Below are 23,705 nucleotides of genomic sequence, written 5' to 3' on the forward strand. Positions count from 1 at the left end.
CTTTAGCCTTTAGCCTTTAGCCTTTAGCCAAAATGCTATCTAGCCAGCGTGTTGGCAGCAGGCGCTTTAGGTAAGCAAACAAATAGGTTGGGAAAGTGACGCGATAACGAACTTTCGGGCGCTTACTTTCTAGCGAATGAATCAATGCTTTAGTCACGGCAATCGGTTCTAAAGCAAATTTTGCATTCGACTCTTCTGCCGCCAAACGCTCTAGCTGCTGTTCATAGCTAGCTCGGTGAATGCTGTTTTCAATATCAATATTGGCCTTAAAGGCTTTTAGCGCATTTACACGGAACGCGGTATTAATAGGCCCCGGCTCAATCAATATCACTTTAATATCCGTATCAAGTAATTCAAGGCGCAAGGTATCGGTTAGTCCTTCCAGTGCATATTTTGACGCGTTGTAAGCGCCACGATAAGGCATCGAAACAAAGCCAAGCACTGAGCTACATTGAATAATACGGCCATGCCCCTGCGCGCGCATTATCGGTAAGACTTGTTTGGTCAGTTCATGCCAACCAAAAACATTGGCATCAAATTGCGCTTTTAATGCCTCTGTAGGCAAATCTTCTAATGCCCCCGGTTGACCAAATGCCCCATTGTTAAACACATAATCTAACGTGCCACCAGTAATCGCCAAAATCGCCGCCAAAGTGCTAGATATCGAGTCTGTATCGGTATAATCAAGGTGGAAAGCGTTGAGCCCTTTTGCTTGTAACACCTCGATATCTTCTGGGTTACGCACGGCCGCAAATACTTGATAGCCACGCGCGTCCAAAGTTAATGCCGCATGCAAGCCAATGCCGGACGAGCAGCCAGTGATCAGAATCGATTTAGTCATATTAATCCAATTTAAGCGTTCAAAAGGCCGATTATTAAGAGTGAAGAATTTAAGTAAGTGTTAAAGGCAACCTTAGATCACTACTTGCGTCATCTCTGCAATGGTAAATGAAGCAATCGCGCCATCCACCGCTTTTAAATAAGCTTGCAGCGCTTCAGCCTCCATATGTGCTTGCCAGCTTGCTCTATCTTGCCATGTTTCATAGAACATAAAGTGCGCGGCATTTTCATTGTCTTGATGCAAGTCGTATCGCAGGCAGCCGTCTTCAGCCAATGTTGGTTTGATCAATTTCTTTAACTCAGATTTCACCAGCTCGATATGATCTGGCTGGGCGTATATATGAGCAATCACCGTTAGTGGCTTAGAGCCTTGTGAAAGTGGCATAGCCTAGTTCCTTTGATACCAATTAAAATTGTTGGATAGAATAAAAAAGCGACAGGCTTATGTTAGCCTATCGCTTTATAACTTGCTGCTTTTTCTTACGATTTTTACTTAGTTAACAGCTAAACTAAAATTAACTAAAACGTGATTGTAAGTAACCAAATACCGCGCGAATACCAAAGGCTTCACCACCTTTTGGTCGGCCCGGCAAGGCACGAACGTTGTAGGCCATTACATCGAAATGACACCAGTCAGTCTCTTTCGGTAAAAACTCTTGAAGATAAAGCGCTGCGGTAATCGCGCCGCCAAATGGGCCATTGGCACAGTTGGTCATATCGGCAATATCACTTTTTAGCATATCGCGATAAGCTTGGTGCAGCGGCATACGCCATACTGGGTCTTGCACGCCTTCACCTGCTTGGCTAATACCGTTTGCCGTTTCATCTTTTGTCGCAAAAAAGCCTGGTAACTCTGTACCTAAGGCGACACGCATCGCACCTGTTAAGGTTGCAAAGTCGATAATCAGCTCAGGCTTTTCATCTGCTGCATCGGCTAATGCGTCACATAACACTAAACGCCCTTCCGCATCGGTATTATCAATCTCTACATTTAAGCCAGTGCGGGTGGTGATCACATCGCCCGGTCGAAAGGCATTACCGGCAATAGCATTTTCAACTGCGGGGATCATCACCCGCAATTGCACGTTTAAACCAAATGCCATAATCATTCGTGCTAAGCCCAGTACATGGGCTGCGCCGCCCATGTCTTTCTTCATTAAGCGCATACCTGAGGCTGGTTTTACGTCTAAACCACCGCTATCAAAACATACGCCTTTACCCACTAAGGTCACTTTCGGTGCATCACTGTTACCCCAACGTAAATCTAATAGGCGCGGTGCATGGCAACTAGCGCGACCAACAGCATGAATCGTTGGGTAGTTCTCTGTTAACAACTCATCACCAACGACTTCGCTAAAGCTGGCACCAAATTCTTCTGCTAAGGCCTGACATGTTTGTGCTAGATGCTGCGGCATCATATCTGCCGCTGGCGTGTTTACTAAGTCTCGGACTAAAGCTGTGGCTTCACTTAGCTTGATGGCTTCGTCCACCAATACCTGCTTACCAACGGCTAAAACAGGTAATGTTTTCGCATGTTTTTCATTGGTAAGGTAACGGTCGAAACGATAGCCACCGACACACCAACCAAAGGCAACTGCTGAGTTATTGGCTTCATCCGTTTCCAATAAGTACTGACCAGCAGGTAACTTATTCACCAAATCGCCACAAGCAAAGTATTCGCTCGCGTCGTTAACCACCATAACGGCAGCCGCTAAACTACCGGACTCATTTGGGATAGTGGCTAAACCTTTACCCTGATAGCCTGTGGTTGCAAGCCAAGTTTGCGTTGCTGCTCTTTGTTTACCCAACCATGCGTCATATGCATCATTAGTCAGCACGTATAATGGAATGCCTGTGCTTTGTGCGTTAATTAGTTGTGACATAAGAATTCTCTGATTAGATGTCCTTTATAAAAATTAGTGCAACGTTAAACAAATTGCAGGCAGAGGTAAACGGTTGATGATGAAGAAACGAGTAGTTGAATATTTTCTCTTCTACCTAGAAAGCAGATTCAATGATTTAAACAATGAAAATTACTGCGATAACATAAAAAGGGAGCGACTTACTCGCTCCCTTTTTCCGTATTTAAAGCGACTTTAGATTAAAACGATTTTCTAAAGGTTACGCCAAATGTACGCGGCTGATTGGTGCTAAAACCCAAACGTGCACGGCCACCGCGCTCACGATCAAGTGCTAAGTTAGCATTTTCATCGGTTAGGTTGTTAATGTAGGCCACTAACTCCCAGTCTTCATAGATTAAACCAGAGCTAACATTTAGCACTTGGTAATCGTCAAGCTCAAGATCTAACTCAGTCACTTCAATACCTGTTGCGCCGCCAAATGCTAGGCCAGACACAAAGTTACCGGCACCTGCCACTTGATCACTCGGTTGAGTAATTCTGTCGCCAACGTATTGCAATGACGCAGAAACATAAGTGTACTCAGAGCCAAATAACGGCTTAGCTAAGTCGTAAGTACCGGCGATTGAGAATTGCACTTCAGGTACAGAAGCTAAGCGGTTACCGTCTTGCACGCCGCCTAAGACTTCACCCGCAGAGTTTAGCACCGTCGAGTCAAACTCCGCTTCTAACACTGAGCCCGATAGCGTTAGGTATAACTGCTCGGTTGCTTGGCGCGTTACTTCAAATTCAACACCTGCAGTGTGCGCTTCAGGTACGTTAAATGAAATACGTGATGAACATGAACCCGCATCTAAAGTGACTTGTAAGTTATCAATGTCGGTGTAGAACACAGCAACATTAGCGCTCCACTTTTGCGTTTGCGCTTTCGCACCAACTTCATAGTTGACTAGCTCTTCGTCGTTATAGGACTGGAAGTCACCAAACACCGCTAAATCTTGCGGATCACACAAGCTACGGTTAAGTGGGTCGTTAACCCCACCTAAACGGAAACCTTGTGAGATTTGCGCGTTCAAATTTACCGTTTCGTTTAAGGTGTAATTGGCAATTAACCTTGAAGTGAAACCGTCTGACTCGGTTGAGTCGACTTGATCATCGCCATTAGAGAACACACCACCTGTAGTAAAGCGTCGAGTTTCTTCATAATCGTAGAAACGAGTGCCTGCAGTTAGTACTAAGCGATCGCTGACATCGTAGTTAATTTCCGCAAAAACAGCCACTTGCTCTAAATCATAAGGCAATACGGCATTGTAAGGTGAATCACTTGGGAAACCATTGGCTGTCGCGGCAGCAACGCCTGCACCTAGTGCTTGGTCAGTAAAGGCATCGTAACCCGGTGTTGGCAAAAACTGGCCGTATTCACGTTGAGTGTCTGAATAAAAAGCACCAACTAACCACTGAAAAGCGCTGTCGGTGTTTGAGCTGAATCTTAACTCAAAGGTGTCTTGTTCAATATCCGTGCGATCTTGTAAGTTTGACGGTAAAACAAAAGCTTCTTCAGGAAAGCCTAAATCAATACTGATGCTACCGGTTAGCGCACTGGCATCGCGACTGACTAATATTTCGCGATCGGTGTAGCTATAAACAAAGGTCGCATCAAAGGTATCTAAATTCAACTCGGCGGTTAAATCAACAATCGTGGTATCGTCTTCAAAGCTTTCATCTAGCAATAAAAACTGCTCACGCTCGTTAAAATCAATCGCGGGGCGTGTTGTGGTAAACGGGTTAGCATAAAGGTTAAATGCTTCCTGACGATTAAAGCCATCGGTTTCAATGCTTTGGAAGATCACACGAGGTGTGATCGTAAGGTTATCTAGTGGCTGCCACTTAAGTGCAATACGACCACCGGTGCGGTTACCACTGTTAACATCATCATCTTTGCCATCAGGCGTGTAGGCATCAATAAAACCGGCATATTCGGTTGAATAGGCAACAGCGCGAAGCGCTAAAGTATCGTCGACAAGCGGCACATTAACCATACCTTTAAGGTGGCCACCAACTTCACCGTCCGTTAGCTTGTTAACATTACCTTCAAATGAGCCTTCAAAAGTATCTAACTCTGGCTGGTTGGTAATGTAACGTACGGTACCGCCAATTGAGCCTGAGCCAAATAGCGTACCTTGCGGGCCACGCAGGGTTTCAACGCGGTTTAAATCATATAAATCAATATCAGGGGTAAATAGTGATAAAGAAATCACGCTTTCATCAAGGTAAACCCCGACCTGCTCTTTTACACCGGGTTGGTCACGAACAATCTGACCGGCAGAGACACCACGAAGCGCCACTTGGCTTTGCCCAGGCCCTAAGTTTTGAATAGTAAGACCCGCAACATTACGAGAGAGCTCTTCGAGATTAGTCGCACCAGCACGTTCAATATCCGCTTGAGTTTGTGCGTTAACAGAGAATGGAACTTCTTTAATACTGGCAGCACGTTTGGTGGCGGTAACAACGATTTTTTCAACTTCGTCGCTGTCGTTTTGCTGTGCATACACTGGAGAGGCCAATGTCCCTAAGACCGCGCTGATCAGCGCAGGCAACTTGGCTTTTTTATACATGTTTTACTTCTTCCTTCAAAGGTTTTTAACTTCCACCTTTCAGATACCGATTAATATCTCCCCTGAAAAGTCAATACGCCATCGACTTGTTATTGTTTTTATTGTGTTGATTTTAATGATTAGAGCTAAGGTTCTAATGTTTAGCGCTCGATAGATATAAATGAAAAAAATTCACCTTGCAATCATTATTTACTTATTTTCATCTTTCTAAGTCATTGATAAATAATTGTAAATTTAGATTCGCAAAACTTAGATAACAGCGAACAAGAGAACGGATAAAATGTGTATTTAGCATCTAATAGCGACTTAATTTAGCGTGCACTTGCAGCCAAATATGAGAATGCAATTAAGAGAGCAAGAGCTAGCTCTAGAAAATAAAAGCAAACGTTTGAAACTCGAAAACCACTAACTATTTGAACCAATAATTCTGCTTGTAAGCGCCTGTAGCCCCTTACCTTTGTTGACGACTTTCCATGCTAAATAACAATCGGCTTCAACGGGCGCATTTTCTGAGGGAATAATCACTAACGCTTTCTGGCTGATAAGCTCGGCAACTCTGGCTTGTGGTAAAAAGCCAACGCCGAGACCCGCTTTAATGGCAGCGATTTTTTGATGAACGCCGGTAACGTAAAAATGCTGACTCTGTTCAATCACATTACTGGTCCATGGAACCGCATTACGAGCAGAGTCATGCACAATTACCGTGCGAAAGTCTTCAATATCCCTGTTACTGACTGGCTGAGGTAAACGCGCAATAGGGTGATCTGGTGCAGCCACTAGTACCTGAGATAAGCTGCCTAGCGAAACTGTTCGAATACCTTGATGATTTGGCACAGGTGAAGGCGCACCAATGACTAAATCTAGCTTATCTTCTTGTAAGGCTTCCCATGTGCCATTCATTACATGCTCGCTAATATCCACCTCAATATTGGGGTAATCAGCCAAAAAGCTAGCCAAAGTATTCATCAGCGGCTGGCAATCTAAAATAGAATCAATACCGATACGTATTTTCGGCTCCCAGCCATGTGCGATGGTTTGTGCCTGCTCGCTAATTTTACTGACGGCGCCAAGCACTTTTCGCCCCTCTGCCAATAAGTGTCGGCCGGCCGGCGTTAGCACAGAGCGCCGGCCTTGACGGACAAACAAGGTAATGGACAGCTGCTCTTCAAGCTTTTGTACGATATAGGACAGTGCCGATGGCACTTTGTTTAACTGCTCTGCCGCAGCGGCAAAGCTACCGCGATTATCAATGGCATCTAGCACTAACAAGGCTTCTAACGTGATCGGGCTTTTGTACATTTTTGCTCCCTAGACTAGGTAACCAACAATCGTTCAAATTTTTTGAACATATTAGTCAAATAATGCCTGTTATTCCATCCAAATTAAGCCCGTAGAATACCCTCAACGCTTAAGGAGAGCAGATATAAACCACTCCTTAACGAGCAACTAAAAGACTTTAAACGAATACTGAGGATTAACTAATGAACACAGCAACAATCAAAAACTTATTCACATCACAGCAAAATATTTCAACATTACCACTGCGCCTGATCGCCGGCGTTATCTTTGCGGCCCATGGCGCACAAAAGCTTTTCGCTTGGTTTGGTGGTTATGGCCTTGATGGCACTGGTCAATGGATGGAGTCAATCGGCTTAGCGCCAGGCTACTTAATGGCACTGATGGCAGGTAGCGCGGAATTTTTTGGCGGCCTGCTACTCATTGTCGGCTTATTAACTCGCCCTGCTGCATTAGCACTAGCGTTTACTATGGTGGTGGCTATTTTCAGTGTACACATTCAAAACGGCTTATTTATGAGCAACAACGGTTACGAATTTGGTTTGTCATTATTGGCCATCAGTGTCGCATTGGTTTTTCAAGGTGGTGGCCGCTTCGCGCTAGATAACTTAGTAGCAAGTCGCATTAAGTAGTTATGCCAGCACTGAACTATTAATTGTAACTATCAATATAAAGCGCGCCATTTGGCTATCTTTTATTACCAAGGCGCGTATTTATACCAAACAGAATTAACAGCAGGAGCAAGATCATGGGCTTATTAGTAAATGGTAAATGGCAAGACAAATGGTATGACACGAAAAACAGCAAGGGCTCGTTTGAGCGTCAAGAAAGCCGCTTTCGCCACCAAATTAGTGATGCACAGGATGCACTTTATCAACCAGAAGCAGGACGTTATCACCTTTATGTCTCACTGGCTTGTCCGTGGGCACATCGCACCCTGATTTTTCGTGAGTTAAAAGGCTTACAAGATATTATCAGTGTCAGTGTCGTCGAAGCAGAAATGTTAGAGAATGGCTGGGAATTTGGTGAGCAAGGCAGTAAAACGGCAGATCCCCTGCACGGTTTTGACTACCTTTATCAAGTGTATTTAAAAGCCGCGCCTGATTATGAAGGCCGCGTGACCGTACCTGTGCTGTGGGATAAAAAAACGCAGACCATAGTCAACAACGAGTCGAGCGAAATTATCCGTATATTTAATACCGCCTTTAATTCGCTGACCGGAAACCAGAATAATTATTACCCAGACACGCTACAATCGCGCATCGATGAGATAAATGACGAGATTTACGATGCAATCAATAACGGAGTTTATCGCGCTGGTTTTGCCACTACACAAGCGGCTTATGAAGAAGCGTTTTTTCAGCTATTTGAAAAACTAGACTGGCTCGAAGAGCACTTAGCCAACAACCGCTACTTAGTCGGTGAAAGGTTAACCGAAGCCGATTGGCGCTTATTTACCACACTGATCCGCTTTGACGCTGTGTATCACGGCCACTTTAAGTGTAATCGCAATAAAGTTAGCGAGTTTCACCATATCAGCAACTATGTGCGCGAGCTTTATCAAGTGGCGAATGTCGCCAGCACAGTGGATTTTGACCATATTAAAGTGCACTACTATGCCAGCCATCGCACCATTAACCCAACATTAGTGGTCCCTGTTGGTCCAGTGCTGGATTTTGATGCTCCACATGATCGTGCGCAGTTAAATGCGCAAAGCAGTAGTGAATAGTGCAATCGTGCATAAAGCAGTTAAGAGGAGTTCCTATGATTAAACATATTCCCTATCAGCAGCTTGGCAAAGCAGATCACGGCTGGTTAAAAGCTAATCATCACTTTAGTTTTGCTCATTATTACAACCCAAAACGTATGGGCTTTGGCACTTTACGTGTGATTAATGACGACTGGGTTGCAGCAGGAACGGGCTTCCCCCCTCACCCACATAAGAATATGGAAATTATTAGCTTTATTCGCTCTGGCGCCATCACCCATCAAGATAGCGTTGGCAATAAAGGCATCACGCCAGCCGGTGAAGTACAAGTGATGAGCGCTGGCACAGGTATTGTTCATTCAGAATATAATTTGAGTAAAGAGCCACTGACCCTTTATCAAATCTGGATCGAGCCAAATCAACATAATGTTAAGCCGCGCTGGGACAGCAAGCGCTTGTCGCAAAAGGCGAACAGCGATAGTTTACCTTTGCTTGTTTCTGGCTTTAAAGAAGACAAAGACAAGGCGTTATTTATTCATCAAGAAGCCAGAATATTTGGTGGCAAGCTTGCCAAAGGCACTCAGTTTGAACATGAAATTACTCATCAAGCATACATTCTCGCGTCATCCGGCAGTGTTGATATCATAGATGGCAACAATCTTATTACCTTGGCGAAAGGTGATGGCGCAGAGGTAACACGCCAGCAGCAAATCGTCATAGAAGCGCATTCAGATGCGGAGCTAATTATTATTGACGCACCTGTGCACTAGCGTGAGTAATAGTACCTTCACCGTAACTTTGAAATAGGCATAAAAAAGGCGAACCCACTTGGAGTTCGCCTAAGTACTAAAATCAATAAATGATGAAAGCACTGCATCTTCAAACTAGCTGTTTATAAAAACAACATAACTTCAAACATAACAACCCTTCAAAGCTGTTATGTTGTAACAATAATTTATCTATCGAAAAAACTCAACAACATTTTTGCGACATTATCACAAAACACTACCTTGTAATGATCTTTACGCATGAAAAAACAAAGCATCTAAAATCCTTATAAATATACAACAAAAAAGAAAACAGTTAGTTAAGCACCTTGCTGGCACTGTGACATAGTCACAACAACTTAAATGTATGAGGTAAACGAGAATAATCACAGGTCAACTAATGTAGCAGCTGCGTACTTTTTGTCTAGCTTCTGCTTTTTATTAGCCGAGTAACATCATTTTGATAAATGATGAACAGTCTTTTTATCCCTCAAATACACCAACGCCTAAACCATACAAAATTGTATTAATCTCTCGTCGCTAATTGCGTTACTATGTTGTTCAGCATTAAGTTATAAAAGCTTGAATAATGAGAGTATTACTTGTCGAAGATGATATTGACACAGCCGACTTTATCGTACGAGGCTTAAGTCAGTCGGGCGAATCTACACATCACGAAACCACAGGTAAAGGCGGCATTATTTCAGCGACAACGGCAGATTTTGACGTCATCATCTTTGATAGATTGCTACCCGATATGGATGGCGTAGATGCAATTCGAGTTTTACGACAAAGTAAATTACTCACACCCATTATCGTGTTAACCGCATTAGCAGAAACAAACGAGCGAGTCTCAGGGCTTGAAACGGGTGCCGACGACTACCCCTAGTTAAACCTTTTGCCTTTAGTGAGTTACACGCCAGACTAAAAGCACTAGCACGGCGACAATCATTGCAGCCAGTTAACCAACAGTTGAGAGTAGGTGATTTAATTGTTAATCGCACGACAAGAAAAGTGACTCGTGCCGGACAATCAATCACGTTGCTGCCGCGAGAATATCAAATTCTGGAATATCTGCTGCTCAATACGAACCAGTTAATCACAAAAACGATGCTACTAGAAAATGTGGGGGGATTTAGTTTTGATCCCAAAACTAGCATAGTGCAAACCCATGTTAGTCGATTGCGCACTAAATTGGATAAACCTTTTGCGTATGATCTGATAAAAGCAGTACGTGGCAGCGGTTATTTAATTAATGATGACCATTAACTTAGTGTCACAGAAAAGACCTTTACCAATAAATACAAGCATTGAAGGCGAATGACAAAGTACAACGAACAACTAACACTTTTGCGTAGTCCCCTATTTCTTTACGCGCTTTTCTTCGGCTTACTTGCTGCACTTGTCTTAACCTTTGCGCTGGGTATTCGTGCGTTGTGGTTTGTTGAGCATGAGCAACAAATGCTCAAAGAAGAGTTACTTGAATTTAAACAAGAAATTTTGGATATTTACCACGAAGACGGCGCCATGGGTGTGCGTGAAGAGCTTGCGACCGTATTTCCAAACCTAACAAACTTTGCTGAACGGCCGACCCTGTTTAAAACTGAGTTGGCCTAGCAACTGTAGTTAGCTGCTAGTCATAAGATGTAAATGGGGCTTTAGCAAATATAGCCCCATTGACCTCCAAGAATTTACCACATTGCCCAGTATTCGTTGTCCCTGCATAAAAATCTAGCTGATAATAATCTGAAGATTTTTACCCCTTCAACCTATCAGTCACATTTAAGAAAGCTAAGCTGGTTTTTCGTGAGGTGCTTGCCCATGATAAAAATCAAAAAAGGCATCTAGTACTTGTTTGGGCGCTTCTAACTGTGGATAGTGCCCAATATCGTTTAACTCACACACATCGGCGTCAGCGATTAGTTCTCCAAATCTAGCTGCCATATGTACCCCTGAAATCGGGTCAGTCATGCCACAAATATATTTAAGCGGAACTTGAGCATTGGTTAGTGCGCCCACCCAACGCTCGCGATTTTGTTTGCGCTGAACAATATAGTGAATCAACTTAGGCATTATTCTTCGGCCATTATTGTGCATCAGCAATTGCCATAAGCCATCAATCACCTCTTCACTTGGTGGCGTATTTTTACCAAAGATCTTATGGAAATTGCGTTTTAACGCTGATTTTGTGGTGAATAGGGTTACTACCCTTCCCAGTGGCGAAAGTAATAGCTTTTGCAACAGTACAGGACGATGTGATTCTGGAAACAAACCACCATTAAGTAAGCAGCAACTAAGAATTTTAGGGTCGGCAATTGGTTCAAGTTGGCGAGCCAACAACTCTTGAGCAACCGTGTCACCATAGTCATGAGCCAGTATATGGTAATCAGTCACATCAAGTTTTTTTAACAAGCTAGTGAACAAGCTCGCTTGCTCACGAATAAGATAATCAACACCAATTGGTTTGTCGGAAAAACCAAAACCTAACATGTCTAGGGTGATGAGGCGAAAGTGTTGCCCTAGTTTGTTCCAAATGGGCTGCCAATCCCAACTAGCACTGGGATAACCATGAATAAGCACCAATACTTGCCCATGCTTTAACCCCCCTTGGCGAACAAATATATTTTGCCCATTTAATTTAACCAGCTCGCCCGCTGCTTGCCAGGCTGATAATGTATTCATATCGCATCCTTTCGCTGTACTACTGTGATACTGAACGTATGCAACTCCTGCTTGATTATTCGCACTGCCTAGATTGAATTAAACTTTAGAGCATCAAGAGAAAAGCGAATAAAAGTATTATTGAGTGCATTGTTTTGTATTAATTGTATACAGTGTAACCAATTGTCATGATGATTTCATAATTAAGATTCACAATTTGCAAAATAGTTCTGCCAACGTATCGTAGACTAATAAAGTATATTATTTTATTGCGATTAATGGCGGTTCGTTCTTTTCATTTTGGGAATAGATTTATCATCAATGCAGTCTGTTATTACCAGCCATGGCATCAAACTTAGTTATCAGGATAGGGGCGATAAAGCCGCGCCAGTGATTATTTTGATCATGGGCTTAGGAGCACAAATGACAGTGTGGCCAGACGAATTGTACTTTGGCTTGGTTGATAAAGGTTTTCGGGTTATTCGTTTTGATAATCGTGATGTTGGCCAATCTAGTCAGCTTGATGAATTTGGCGATCCTAGCCTAGTGAAAAGCTGGCTGAGTACTCGCTTTCCCTCTCGTTTGAAAGTGCCCTATTTACTGGAAGATATGGCGGGTGACGTATTGGCATTAATGTCATCCTTAAAAATTAAGAAAGCGCACTTAGTGGGCGCCTCTATGGGCGGGATGATTGGACAAATCATAGCAGCGCAGCATAAAAAGCGAGTGTTAAGCTTAACATCAATTATGTCGTCTAGTTCGAGCCCGAAAATTTCTTCTACCAATATGAGCGTCTTTTTAAAACTTGCCAAAAGACCACAACCAAGTGCTCGTGAAGCAGTGATCCAATATCACATGAAAATGAACCGTTTAATTGGCAGCCCTAAATATCCTGCAAAAGAGCAGGAGCTGCGCGCACAAGCAAAGAAGAATATTGAAAGAGGCTATAATCCCGGAGGCTTTAAGCGCCAACTCGCGGCAATTACCGCAAGTGGTGACCGCCGTAAACTTGCGCAGAAAATAAAAGTGCCAACGCTAGTTATTCATGGCAGTGCTGATCCCGTCATTCCATTAAGTGCAGGAATAGAAACCGCCAAACATATCCCCAAAACGAAACTTAAAGTTGTTTACGGCTTAGGGCATGACTTTCCAGTGCCCTTGATGCCTAAGCTCGCCAAATGGATCACAAAGCACGCCCTAAAATCCCAAGAAAAGTCACAAAAAAGAGCGCAAGAAAAATCACAGGAAAAATTACAAAAAAAGGCGCTACAAAAGGCCAAGAAAAAGCAGGCTCAAGCAAACTAGCGCAGTTTGCTCATCACCTGCCATTAAATATGCTGTTTTCAATGCAAACTACATGCGCTTTGCATTCACGTTAGATAAATTAACGCTGCCAGAGCCGTCACTGAGCAAATTAAAGCTCGTGGCGTTGTTAACATTGATACTGCCTGAACCATCTCTAACCGTCACTTGCCCTGTTACATCGGATACATGGATACTGCCGGAGCCGTCGTCAATGCGCACATCACCGTCGATAAGTTCAATATCAATAGAGCCTGAACCATCCTCAATCGCCAAAGCGGTGTGATTGTTTGTTGTTTTAATACTGCCCGAACCGTCTTCTATCTTGCTCACACTCGCATTGTCGATAACCATACGACCTGAGCCGTCTTTTATTTCGGTCACTAGCTGTGCGGGTAAAGTTACAGTGACATCAATACGGGTGTCACTGCGACAATTATTTGCAACCAGCTGGGCGTGTTGTTTATCGTCATTTGCATAATCTAGCGACAGACAATATTCCTCACCCGCGTCCACTTGGTAAATTTCCGCAGACACATTGATCTCATCCACCTCGTCACCAATTACAGTAAGGCTGCCAGCACCTGCTTCTATTTCAAAATGTTCAAGTGCTGATGCATCCATTGTTAAGCGCTTAGTCTCAACATATTCATAATCATTGTTCCATCCGGCAACCGCATTTGTTGCCGATAAAAGCGCCACTGTCAACGCAGTAATAGAGACTATTTTTTTCATTATCTTTTCCTTTTCTTTCTATTCAAGCCACTGTTCCGAGCTACCTATTCGAGCTACTAATTCGAGCTTTGCAGCTGACGCTCGCAGAGTTCAGTGCGTTTGTTTAATACATCTTAGATGCGGTGTATTCGAGAAAGGTTTAAATGCTCTCCATATTTTTTGTTGCTCTCTGCATTTAACTATTAGGGCGTGTTGACCTTTCAGGTTTGTTTTTGCAGCAGTCTGTTTGGGTTTTATACAAGGCGGCACTTGTGTAGTGTAGTTGTTCTCCATAAATAAGTGCCAACACAGTAGAAAATTCAAACAGACGCTGCCCCTTTACTTTGTGTTGAGGGGGTTCATCTAAACGCTTCCTGCTCATTGTTGCTCGCTTTTTATATACGACTGCATGGATGCAGGAGGTAGAGCGATTCAGGAGACAAAGCCGAGAATGACTATGCGACAAAGCGAGCGCCGCGATCAGAAAGCGTTTAAATTGAACAAAATTCAATCTCGAAAGATCAACACGCCCTAATATTTACTATTTTTTAACAAATTGGACAGTTTAGCCATATTTTGTCTTTAGCTGAAAATTTATACTTAGCGGCAAAGGAAGACACTAAGGTTGGATTAGGTAAGACAATGGCTACTCTATTGAAGCGCATGCTAATTGCGTCATCATTGCTAAGTGCAAGCTTCGCAGCTAATGCATCATTAATCACAAACGGAAGTTTTGAGCAGTTATTATTTGATGACAGTAGCAAAGCACAGGGGCAAATTTTCAATACAAATCTTGCTGATTTCACTCAGAGAAATAGGGCTTGGGATGTGTTTTATAATTTACCCGGTTGGCAAACCAGTTATGGTAATGGCATTGAGCTACAGAAGAATGTTGTAACTAATTCACAAGATGGTCAATATCATGTTGAGCTTGATTCGCACACCAGAGGCGCCTCAAATTCAGCAATGACGCAAATCATCGACTCCTTAGTAATTGGTCAAAATTATCAGCTTGAGTTTTATTACAAGCCAAGAACCAATCGTGACAACGATAACGCTATTCATGTTTATTGGCATGATGCGAATGTGAATTTTGATCAGAGTTTGCAAGCTAAACATATTGCCGATGGCAGCCGCAGCGCGATTCCAAACTGGCAGGTGCAAACTGTGCAATTTAAAGCAACGGCAACAGAAATGGCATTAAGCTTTGCCTCAGTGGGTGCTCAAAACACACTAGGCGGTTTAATTGATAATGTTTCACTTGTTGCAGTTAGCGAGCCCCCTGTTATTGCACTTATGCTAGGCGGCGCAGCATTATTTGGCTTTAGACGCAGACAAGCGAATAAGTAATTTATTCAATTTATTTACTTGTCAGTATTAACCGATTTCTCGAACTTTCTTGATCATAGGCCAGCCCCCACATTTGGCTGATTAAGAAAGTTCACTCTCGGTTTAACGCATAAGACTTATTCTGCTATTTCCTCTTCTTTTTACTTTCCGACTTTAGACCTCTCGCTTTAAACCTTCTAAATTTTAGTTTGCTCACTTTTTAGATCTTAGTTATCAAGCAGCACTAGCTTGATTTATAAATTCTTGATATATCGCTTCAAAACCATCAATACCGACTAGCTCAGCTTTCTCAAACAAATCATCAACGCCCTTATGCTCAGTTGCGATGCGGTACAAACAATTAAGTAATAACATCATCAGCTTACTCTCATGGCTCGCTTTACTCTTGCTCAAGCAAATTTGTTCGAGTTGATTGAGCTGTTTAATGATTCCGGCATCTAAATGCCAAATGGAAAGCAATAACGAAGACGCGCCAAATAAACTTAACGACAAGCTTTGCTGTAGGTGATGATTAAGTGTTGATAGATCATCAATACCGAATACCGAGTGCACAATTAACGCTTGGTGCTCTGTACTTTGATGCGCGAGTAAAAAGATACCTAACAAACCAAATACCAACATTTGCTCAGCTAGCGCATGATCGGCAAACCACGCAGAAGTTGTTTGCTTACGCGTTAGTTGCATAAGCTTAGGAGCAAGCTCAAATGCTTGGCAATAACGTTCGATAATCATGGGATCTACATGGTGTTGTAGCGCATCTTTGACAGCGTATAAAACCGCAAGATTAACCACCGTTGTTATTCCTAGATTTCTTCCTATCGCTTCACGTAAGTCCGTCGGCGTTTTGCCATAAATGGCCTTGCTGGCAAGGCCGATAACTCGTCCGGAAAATACAGGATCTTTTTCGATAATGGCAACCGCGCAGGCCAAGTCAAGCGCCCCACTGTCGCTTTCGGCGAGTAATTTAGCACAGCTATCTGGCATTGGTGGCAAGTCGTTGGCAATAGCAATTAAATTCTGACGGTGCTGCGCCCCGTGGTTTAACGAAAGCTCTCGAAACCTTGATGGCGTAATACCAAACTTTTGTCGAAAAGCACGCTCGAAAGTCGCACGCTCAGAGTAGCCAAGTGATATTGCCAGAGCTTCAATTTTGGGTTTCTCAGTAAGCAAAGCCTTAACGCAAAGTTCATTAAGGTATTTTTGTTGGATTAGTTTATAGCTGGTTTCTTCTTGCGCTAGCTTGCGACGAAACGACGTCATACTCATGGACAAAGACTGCGCGCACTGCTCAATTGTCAATGCCGCTGGCACTGAGCTTTCAGCTAATAAACGAACAACAATCTCAGTTAACACAAGGTTCGGTTGCTGATCCACAAAGTTACCCAAATTGGCGATTAAAGTGGCGATATTATGTTTGCTTAGCGACCTAACAACAAGTCCTTATTAACAAGAGATTAACTGAACAAGTAGACGGCAGATAATATATATTTTTTGCGAGCTATCAACCCTACTATACAAAAATGCCTATCGATACAAACGGTACCGATAGGCATTTGATTTTTAAAAGTTTAAATTGATGAGCTGTTAAAAGCTTATAACACAGTAATGGTTGCTTCTTGAGGCAAGCGTGCTTTTGGAAGGCCGTAGTTATAGTCTTCACCATCTTTGTGATAGCCCATTGCTAGCGCAACGTCACACACGTGGCCGTCTAGCTCTTCAGCAAAAAGCTCGCTGATAAGCGCAGGATCAACACCTTCCATCGGAGTAGAACCAATACCTAAGCGCGCTAGTACGTGTAGTGTATTGCCTAATGCTAAGTATGTTTGCGCTTTAGTCCAATCACTGTTGTTTCCATTTTCATCAGTATTTGCTTCAGCAAAACCAAACGCACCATCTAAAATGTCATTGTATCTTTCTTCAGGTAAGTGACCAGAAGACACTTCAACATCAACCACTTTACGGTAGTCATCTTTTGTGTAGCTTGGGTTATAAGCGAATAAAATCACGTGCGATGCTTCAGTTGCATGTGGTTGGTTAAACTGATGCATATTTGCAAATGTGTCGTGGAAACGTTTTTTCGCTTCATCTGTTTCAAGAATAATAAACTTCCACGGCTGTGAGTTAATTGAAGACGCTGATAAGCGAAGTGATTCTTTGATCACTGCCATATCTTCAGCCGAAATTTTCTTGCTTGCATCGTATTTTTTAACGGTGTAACGATCGCTTAAATCTTTGATAATTTGATGAGACATATCTTTCTCCACTACTTTGTCTGCTATTGCTAATGTGACATTCACTAGCAGCGAGACCACCAGAATTTGTCAACGGCGCGCAGAATACAGAATTCAATCGTGGCGAAAAATACAGAAATTGGAAAAACTTTATAAAGGAATAATTGATAATCCCATAACCTTTTGTTTTTAAATAATAATAACAAACATTGGTTGGTAGCCAAATTACAAAAAGAAACAAGTTTCATTAGCTTAATAACGTTTTTGCAAGTAAACCTAAACAATGAATATCGATACACTTAGCTCTCTTAGACCTCTAAGCAATAACAATTCGCTATTGGCAATAAACATTTGGTAATAAATACTTGGCACTGAACATTGACGCTGAATACTTAGCACTGAAAAGCTAGCTAGCTTTTGCCGTAAACTGAACGTAAACCAGCTAAAATCATTCAAACCAAGCTAACTTTGACGTAACGAGGGTAAAAAGCAAATAAAAAACCGCCCCCTACTATCAGTAAGAAGCGGTTTTCTGTTTTCTCATTTCTGACAATTTATACCTTAGCTCGTTTGCGCCAATTTGGGCTGTGCGGCCATGGCAGGTTTGTCACCTATAACCGCCACCAACAAGGCAGGTAAGAAAGTTAAACTCAATAACGTAGATACCAAAATACCACTCAGCACAATAATGCCCACGCCGCGATATAACTCAGTTCCTTCACCAGGAATTAAAACGAGCGGTGCTAGGCCAAATATGGTCGTTGCGGTTGACATTAAAATGGGCTTCAGTCGTTTGTTAACAGCAGCAATCACCGCTTCCTTCGCTGCCATACCCTGTTCAATAACAAAACGACGCGTTTGATCAACAATCAAAATAGGATTATTCACCACAGTCCCGAGCAATATCAAAAACCCAAGCATGGTGATCATATCAAAGGGTTGGTGGCTCGCCGAGATACCCATTGACGATAGCAAGCTATTAACGCCATTAACCGCAACCAACCCAAGTAAGCCGCCAGCCATGCCCAGTGGCACTGTTGCCAGAATAAACATAGGGTAGCGCCAGTGAGTAAAAATGGCGACCAAGAGCAAATAACTTAACACTAAGGCGATTAAGAAGTTACCAGAGAGTGAGTTTTTCGTTGCCTCTAATTGATCAGCCGCGCCGCTGATACTCACGTTAATACCTTGTGCGATTTTGCCATCACGCCAAAGGGTAGGCAAAAGCTGTTCACGCACAATTTGCTCAGCAGTTTCTAGGGCAACAATGCGCGGCGGAATAATATAAACGGTAACGGTTCGGTTACCATCGACACGGCGCACCGAGTTACTATTTTTGCTCTCTTTCAAGTCAGCAAGTGCGTGTAATGGCAGCACTTGTCCGGCAGATGTAACAATCGGAGTGACGGCAAGTTCTTCCAAATTTTGTTGATTGCCCGCACCGCTAAACATGAAAATATCAATTTTATCGTCATTGAGAATAAACTCATCGACATAGGCACCATCGCTCATTGCCGCAACCGAGTAGCCAAAATCATTATTGTTGATGTTGAGCTCGGCCAAGCGATGCCAGCGAGGTTTAATTTCAATCAAGGGCTGGTCTAGTGTTAGCGATCTTGGCTCTGAATTTATTTGCGGATTATCGAAAAAAACATTGGCCTGTTCATAAACCGCCTCTGCTGCTTGGTATAACTCAGTAATGTTGCTACCAGAAATATCAACGGCGACAGCTCGTGTACCACCGTCATTACTTGAGATAATTGAACCTCTTGCTGAAAACGCGCGCATGTTGTCATAACTGCGGAATTTTTCCGTTATCGCTGTCATCATGGCATTAATATTATCAGGCTCAACGGGAGCGCTTAGCAGCCAAATTCGCCCAACCGAAACCGACATTGAATAATAAGCCAAAGGCGGCATATTGGTTTTGCCACTGACATAGTCATCACCGCCGGCCTGCACATACTGATCAAAATAGGCTCTAAGCTCAGTGCCAATTTTCTCCATTTCCGATAAGTTATAGTTAGGCGGCGCTATCATCATAGAAAACGCTTTCGGCTCTTCACCTTCCGGTAAATACTCTGCTGCAGGCATCAGCAAATAAGCAGCCCCTAGCGTAGCAACGATAAAGGCAAGTGCGGCAGTTCGAGCTCTTGATTTACTCTGTGTAAACCACATTGCCAAACCAAGCCATCGTTTTGATAAAGTAAACTGCTGCCCCTGTTTGAGATCTTCTTTTTTGCTGATATTGGCCAGTGCCGCTGGCACAATAAATATCGCCACTAACATTGACGCGATAATTGCGCCTGAAATGGCAATAGCAATATCTGAATACAGCTGCCCAGCTTCTTGCTCAACAAATAAAATTGGCGCAAAAACTAATACCGTAGTTGATGTTGAAGCCAGTACCGCAGGCCATACTTCACTAACGCCAGCAATAGCCGCTTTAACTTTACTAACTCCTTGCCGTTTAGCCTGAATAATCGCTTCTAGTACAACAATGGTGTTATCTACTGTCATGCCAATGGCAAAGGCAACGCCTGCTAGTGAAATCACATTGATTGTGCGGCCAAACATCATTAGCGCAAAAAATGCCGCAATAGTACAAATAGGAATACCCATCACGCCCACTAAGGTGGCTTTACCCGAGCGTAAAAAGAAGTACATAACTAAGGTTGCCAACAAGGCACCTAATATTAAGTTAACCCATACGTTATTCAGCGAACTTTGCACGTATTGCACGTCATCACTGGTCAGCTTTAACTCCAAGCCATTTTGTGCCAGCAACTGACGGTTAATATCGGCAACAACAGGTAGCATGGCTTCTTTAATGGCTAGTACGTTCGAGCCGCTCTCTCGCCTGACTGATAAACTTAACGTGCGCTCTCCATCGTTGAACGATAATCGTCGCGTTTCAAAATGATCTAAGGTAACCGTTGCAACGTCTTTGAGTACAATGTTGGCATTATCACGACGGGTAATCACTAAATTTTCTAGCTGGCTGAGCTCTTCAAAGCGACCAATCACACGCAATAAATAGCGGCTAGCACCACTTTCAATATCGCCAGCTGAGCTGTCTTTATTGCGATTGCGAATTGCCGTGCGTAATTGCGGTAAACTAATGCCCCGCTGTGCTAAACGAGCAGCATCTACTTTAATTTGAATCTGTCGCTGTGCCCCACCGCGCACGCCAACTTCTGACACCCCTGATACGCTCTCCATACGAGGTCGAATATAGTCCTCGGCAAAGTCTCGCAGTAAATCTACATCTAGATTCAATGGGTTGCCTTGCACGGGTTTTAACACGAAATACATGAAGGCATTGCCAGAAAATGAGCTAGAAAATAAGCGCGGCTGATCAACGTTTTCTGGGTACGCTGGTACTTGGCTAAGCGCATTATTAACGCGGATCAATGCATCGTTCGCATCAACGCCGAAAGGAAACTCCAACTCAATTCGCGCTTGCCCCATTTCCGCATAAGAAACCATGCGTTTGAGATTTGATAAACTGCGTAAGTAACGTTCTTGCTCAATGAGTATTTCTTTCTCAACATCTTGCGGCGTTGCCCCCGGCCATCCCGTTTGCACTGTGATTGTACGCACCTCAAGATCAGGGATCATTTGCACCGGAATATTAAGTGCAGCCGCCAAGCCTAGTATGGTAGTGATTAATGCAATTACCGCGACTAAGGTTCCGCGACTAACCGCTGATGCTATCATTGCTTCGCTCCTTTGATGCGATTAACAGCCAATAACGCGCCATCTTTTAACAAGGCAACTCCAGTGACCACAAAATCACTATTGCTCGGTGCGCCAGTTACAGCGACTTGCTCTCCTTGTGTCTCAACCACTTTGACAAGGTGGCGTTTGGCGCGATTTTGCTCAACGGTAAATACGCTACGACCACCATCAGGATGCTGTTTTATTGCAGTTTTCGGCAGCCAAATTAAACGGCTAAGCTGAGCTTGCGTGCTAGGTAAAATAATGTCGGCACGCGCTGACATGCCAGCAACCAAATTCTCTGCCTGTGGCAAATCAACATAGCCCGTGATCGTACGACTGGTGTTACTGGCATCACTGACAATGCGGCTCAACGTTGCCCTTATCGGTGGGTTTGCAATATTGGTTGGCGCAGCATCAGGGCTCACTTCAACCCCAATTATTTGGCCATTTACACCGTTTTGGCGGTTAGTAAGGTTAGCGCTCGATAGCTGGCTAAAGTATTCTTGTGGAATGGCGAGTTTAAGCCTGAGTTTTGCTTGCTCAACTAAGGTGAATGCAGGGCGCTGCTGGGTAATCCATTCACCGAGATCAACATGACGTTCACTAATCACACCATCAAACGGTGCATACAAACGATGGCGATTAACAACTTCTTGTTGCTGTGCAACTTCAGCCTGTACTCGCTTAAAGTCAGCATTTGCAATCGCGACACCAGACTCTCGTTCCGCCATCAAGGTTTCAGCAACCAGTTGCTTTTTCGACAGTGTCACCACTTCTTCATACAGGCGCTGTGCTTCAATTAACGCAGCTTGGGCAGCAGCAAGCGATGCCTCGCGCTGAGCCAAAGTTAGCGCAGCGAGCTTGTCATCAAGCACCAACAAAGGGTCACCTTTGACTACATAGTCACCCGCTTCAACTAGCATAGCAGCAACAACGCCCGCTTCTAAGGTTGCCAGTTGTGCATGCTGGCGTGCTTCAATTGTGCCTGTAAGTGACAAGGTTTGTCGCAACATCTGCTCCTCAGCTTTTAGCACATCTACTTTAGTAGGCGCGGCTTGACTGTTTTGCTGTTCTGCAATTGCGTTTGCCGTGACGCTAATGCTACTCACGACAGTTAGCAGCAGTAATATCGCGATCTTTGTATGTTTAGCTATCAAAGTAACCAACCTTTAAATGATAATTATTATTAAATACGCTAATAGAGTAAAAGATACGCATACTATTTGTAATGTGCAGATATCTTCTTTACGTTTTCTTTACATAAGCTGATTGCGTTAAATCACAATTAATTGAATAAATTGCCGATTTGCTATGCACTTATCTATAGCTTAGCTAGAATACGGGCTAACACGTCCAAAAAAAGTCGAAAACATGCTTCACACTGCAAAACCGAGAAAGTTAGCGCTAGCCATAGCACTGATTACCGCTCCAACTAGTTATTTTATGCCTTCATACGCGCAAGCTGCGAGTGCTTCACCAGAAGTTAACATTGGCGGCGCTGTTCGCCTAAACTACGGCTGGCGAGACTATGACAATGACTCTAACGGTAAATTTGAAATTGAGTTGTTTCGAATCGACGCCGATGTGAGTCAAGACAAATGGTATCTTGATGCTCAATTTCGTTGGTATCAAGACTTTGACGCCATTCATCATGCTGAGGTTGGCTACAAAGTAGATGAAAATAACACAGTTATTGCTGGTGTTACCCAAGTGCCATTTGGTATCGCACCATACGCTTCAAACAGTTTCTGGTTTACTGGTGCTTACTATGTTGGCTTGGAAGATGATTACGACACGGGTGTAAAATGGCAAACCAAAGGTGATGGCTGGAATGCTGATTTAGCCTACTTCTTTAATGCTGAGTATGATGACGGCGCAAGATACAGTCGTTACTCGTTTGATATCGCCAGTACAGACGAAAGAGCTAACCGTGAAGATGGCCAAGTTAACGGTCGCATTCAATATCAACTGGGTAACCACACAGTGGGAGCATCTGCCCAATTAGGCAAATTTATCAATAGCCAGTCGCAAGACAAAGGCGACCACTGGGCGGCAGGCGCGCATTATGTTGGCATCTTTGGCAGTTGGAAAGTTAGCGGCCAGCTGATGCAATACGACTATGATACTGAAGAAAGCTTAGGCACTGCAGATCATCGAATTGCCCTTTCTGCGTTTGAATTTCCTTTTGATATTGCCGCTAAAGCAACACTCAGTAATTTAAACATTGCCAAAACATTTACCTATAACAACGATCTTGTCGATAGCATTACTTGCTACAACGAGGTGACCTTGATTGATCCGAATGACCGTTCTGGCTTGGCTGAATCGATTCAAAACGTTACCGGCTGTGCAATTGCAAAAGGCGGTTTATATACCTACGTAGATTGGATTGCCGGTAAAAATATGTGGTTTGTCGGAGGCCCTGGTGTAGGTATTGAACAAGGCCCAGAAAGGTGGCGTTCACGCCTAAATATCAATATCGGCTACTACTTCTAGTCGTTTAGTTTCTTTGGTGTTGCAGTTAGCTAAACCGTACACGTGAGAAACCTATCTAAACTTGCGGTAATTCAATTGTTACAGCTGAAAAGGCTTTGTTTAACTCAAAGCCTTTTCTATTTCTAACCCGTCCTTTCTGTTTT

At 43.4% G+C, this 23,705-nt stretch carries 20 protein-coding genes; 9 read left to right on the forward strand and 11 right to left on the reverse strand.

Going from position 1 to position 23,705, the window contains the following annotated elements:
- Positions 1–16 precede the first annotated feature (16 nt).
- From DXX94_RS04830 to DXX94_RS04850, 5 genes are all read right to left on the reverse strand, one after another.
- Positions 17–841, reverse strand: a complete 825-nt coding sequence (locus tag DXX94_RS04830) for an SDR family oxidoreductase (RefSeq protein ID WP_116014212.1) — start codon at positions 839–841, stop codon at positions 17–19.
- 72 nt (positions 842–913) lie between these two features.
- Positions 914–1,225: a putative quinol monooxygenase gene (locus DXX94_RS04835; RefSeq protein WP_116014213.1), complete on the reverse strand. Its 312-nt coding sequence runs from the start codon at positions 1,223–1,225 to the stop codon at positions 914–916.
- Between the two features lie 130 nt (positions 1,226–1,355).
- Entirely contained in the window at positions 1,356–2,723 is a 1,368-nt protein-coding gene (locus DXX94_RS04840) for a leucyl aminopeptidase family protein (protein WP_116014215.1), read from the reverse strand.
- 218 nt (positions 2,724–2,941) lie between these two features.
- Positions 2,942–5,314, reverse strand: a complete 2,373-nt coding sequence (locus DXX94_RS04845) for a TonB-dependent receptor (protein WP_116014216.1) — start codon at positions 5,312–5,314, stop codon at positions 2,942–2,944.
- A 405-nt stretch (positions 5,315–5,719) separates the two neighbouring features.
- Positions 5,720–6,613 (reverse strand): LysR substrate-binding domain-containing protein, encoded by an 894-nt coding sequence (locus DXX94_RS04850; protein ID WP_116014218.1) that lies wholly within the window; start codon positions 6,611–6,613, stop codon positions 5,720–5,722.
- A 182-nt stretch (positions 6,614–6,795) separates the two neighbouring features.
- On the opposite strand from DXX94_RS04850, the gene DXX94_RS04855 reads away from it, so the two are divergent.
- The 6 genes from DXX94_RS04855 to DXX94_RS04875 all read left to right on the forward strand — a co-directional run bounded on the left by DXX94_RS04855 (position 6,796) and on the right by DXX94_RS04875 (position 10,702).
- Positions 6,796–7,242, forward strand: a complete 447-nt coding sequence (locus DXX94_RS04855; RefSeq protein WP_116014219.1) for a DoxX family protein — start codon at positions 6,796–6,798, stop codon at positions 7,240–7,242.
- Positions 7,243–7,358: 116 nt separating this feature from the next.
- Positions 7,359–8,339: a glutathione S-transferase family protein gene (locus DXX94_RS04860; RefSeq protein ID WP_116014221.1), complete on the forward strand. Its 981-nt coding sequence runs from the start codon at positions 7,359–7,361 to the stop codon at positions 8,337–8,339.
- Positions 8,340–8,374: 35 nt separating this feature from the next.
- Positions 8,375–9,088 carry a pirin family protein gene (locus tag DXX94_RS04865; protein ID WP_116014222.1) on the forward strand — a complete coding sequence of 238 codons (714 nt, stop codon included), beginning with the start codon at positions 8,375–8,377 and terminating at the stop codon, positions 9,086–9,088.
- A 586-nt stretch (positions 9,089–9,674) separates the two neighbouring features.
- Positions 9,675–9,974 carry a response regulator gene (locus DXX94_RS19480; RefSeq protein WP_258872100.1) on the forward strand — a complete coding sequence of 100 codons (300 nt, stop codon included), beginning with the start codon at positions 9,675–9,677 and terminating at the stop codon, positions 9,972–9,974.
- Positions 9,975–10,036: 62 nt separating this feature from the next.
- The gene (locus tag DXX94_RS19485) at positions 10,037–10,354 is read left to right on the forward strand and encodes a winged helix-turn-helix domain-containing protein (protein ID WP_258872101.1); all 318 of its coding nucleotides are present in this window, start codon (positions 10,037–10,039) and stop codon (positions 10,352–10,354) included.
- 51 nt (positions 10,355–10,405) lie between these two features.
- Positions 10,406–10,702, forward strand: a complete 297-nt coding sequence (locus DXX94_RS04875; RefSeq protein ID WP_116014224.1) for a hypothetical protein — start codon at positions 10,406–10,408, stop codon at positions 10,700–10,702.
- 174 nt (positions 10,703–10,876) lie between these two features.
- On the opposite strand, the gene DXX94_RS04880 is transcribed toward DXX94_RS04875, so the two are convergent.
- Positions 10,877–11,767: an alpha/beta fold hydrolase gene (locus tag DXX94_RS04880; RefSeq protein WP_116014225.1), complete on the reverse strand. Its 891-nt coding sequence runs from the start codon at positions 11,765–11,767 to the stop codon at positions 10,877–10,879.
- Positions 11,768–12,067: 300 nt separating this feature from the next.
- Between DXX94_RS04880 and DXX94_RS04885 the strand changes: the two genes are divergently transcribed.
- Positions 12,068–13,051 carry an alpha/beta fold hydrolase gene (locus tag DXX94_RS04885; RefSeq protein ID WP_116014227.1) on the forward strand — a complete coding sequence of 328 codons (984 nt, stop codon included), beginning with the start codon at positions 12,068–12,070 and terminating at the stop codon, positions 13,049–13,051.
- 48 nt (positions 13,052–13,099) lie between these two features.
- On the opposite strand, the gene DXX94_RS04890 is transcribed toward DXX94_RS04885, so the two are convergent.
- On the reverse strand, positions 13,100–13,783 hold the full coding sequence (locus DXX94_RS04890) for a hypothetical protein (protein WP_116014228.1): 684 nt from the start codon (positions 13,781–13,783) through the stop codon (positions 13,100–13,102).
- 621 nt (positions 13,784–14,404) lie between these two features.
- Here DXX94_RS04890 and DXX94_RS04900 point away from each other — a divergent pair.
- Positions 14,405–15,112 (forward strand): PEP-CTERM sorting domain-containing protein, encoded by a 708-nt coding sequence (locus DXX94_RS04900; protein ID WP_116014232.1) that lies wholly within the window; start codon positions 14,405–14,407, stop codon positions 15,110–15,112.
- Positions 15,113–15,325: 213 nt separating this feature from the next.
- On the opposite strand, the gene DXX94_RS04905 is transcribed toward DXX94_RS04900, so the two are convergent.
- The 4 genes from DXX94_RS04905 to DXX94_RS04920 form a co-directional block, all read right to left on the reverse strand.
- Positions 15,326–16,486, reverse strand: coding sequence for a helix-turn-helix domain-containing protein (locus DXX94_RS04905; protein ID WP_147302238.1), 1,161 nt, complete (start codon positions 16,484–16,486; stop codon positions 15,326–15,328).
- Between the two features lie 218 nt (positions 16,487–16,704).
- A complete protein-coding gene (locus tag DXX94_RS04910; protein WP_116014235.1) occupies positions 16,705–17,364 on the reverse strand; it encodes a nitroreductase family protein in 660 nt (219 codons plus the stop codon).
- Positions 17,365–17,904: 540 nt separating this feature from the next.
- Complete coding sequence (locus DXX94_RS04915; protein WP_116014237.1) at positions 17,905–21,063, reverse strand: efflux RND transporter permease subunit; 3,159 nt, start codon at positions 21,061–21,063, stop codon at positions 17,905–17,907.
- Positions 21,060–22,175 (reverse strand): efflux RND transporter periplasmic adaptor subunit, encoded by a 1,116-nt coding sequence (locus tag DXX94_RS04920; protein WP_116014239.1) that lies wholly within the window; start codon positions 22,173–22,175, stop codon positions 21,060–21,062. Before DXX94_RS04920 ends, DXX94_RS04915 begins: the two co-directional genes overlap by 4 nt.
- A gap of 262 nt (positions 22,176–22,437) precedes the next feature.
- Between DXX94_RS04920 and DXX94_RS04925 the strand changes: the two genes are divergently transcribed.
- Positions 22,438–23,562, forward strand: coding sequence for a hypothetical protein (locus tag DXX94_RS04925; protein WP_220348044.1), 1,125 nt, complete (start codon positions 22,438–22,440; stop codon positions 23,560–23,562).
- Positions 23,563–23,705 lie beyond the last annotated feature (143 nt).

Source organism: Thalassotalea euphylliae (genome assembly GCF_003390375.1).
Classification (GTDB): Bacteria; Pseudomonadota; Gammaproteobacteria; order Enterobacterales; family Alteromonadaceae; genus Thalassotalea_F; species Thalassotalea_F euphylliae_A.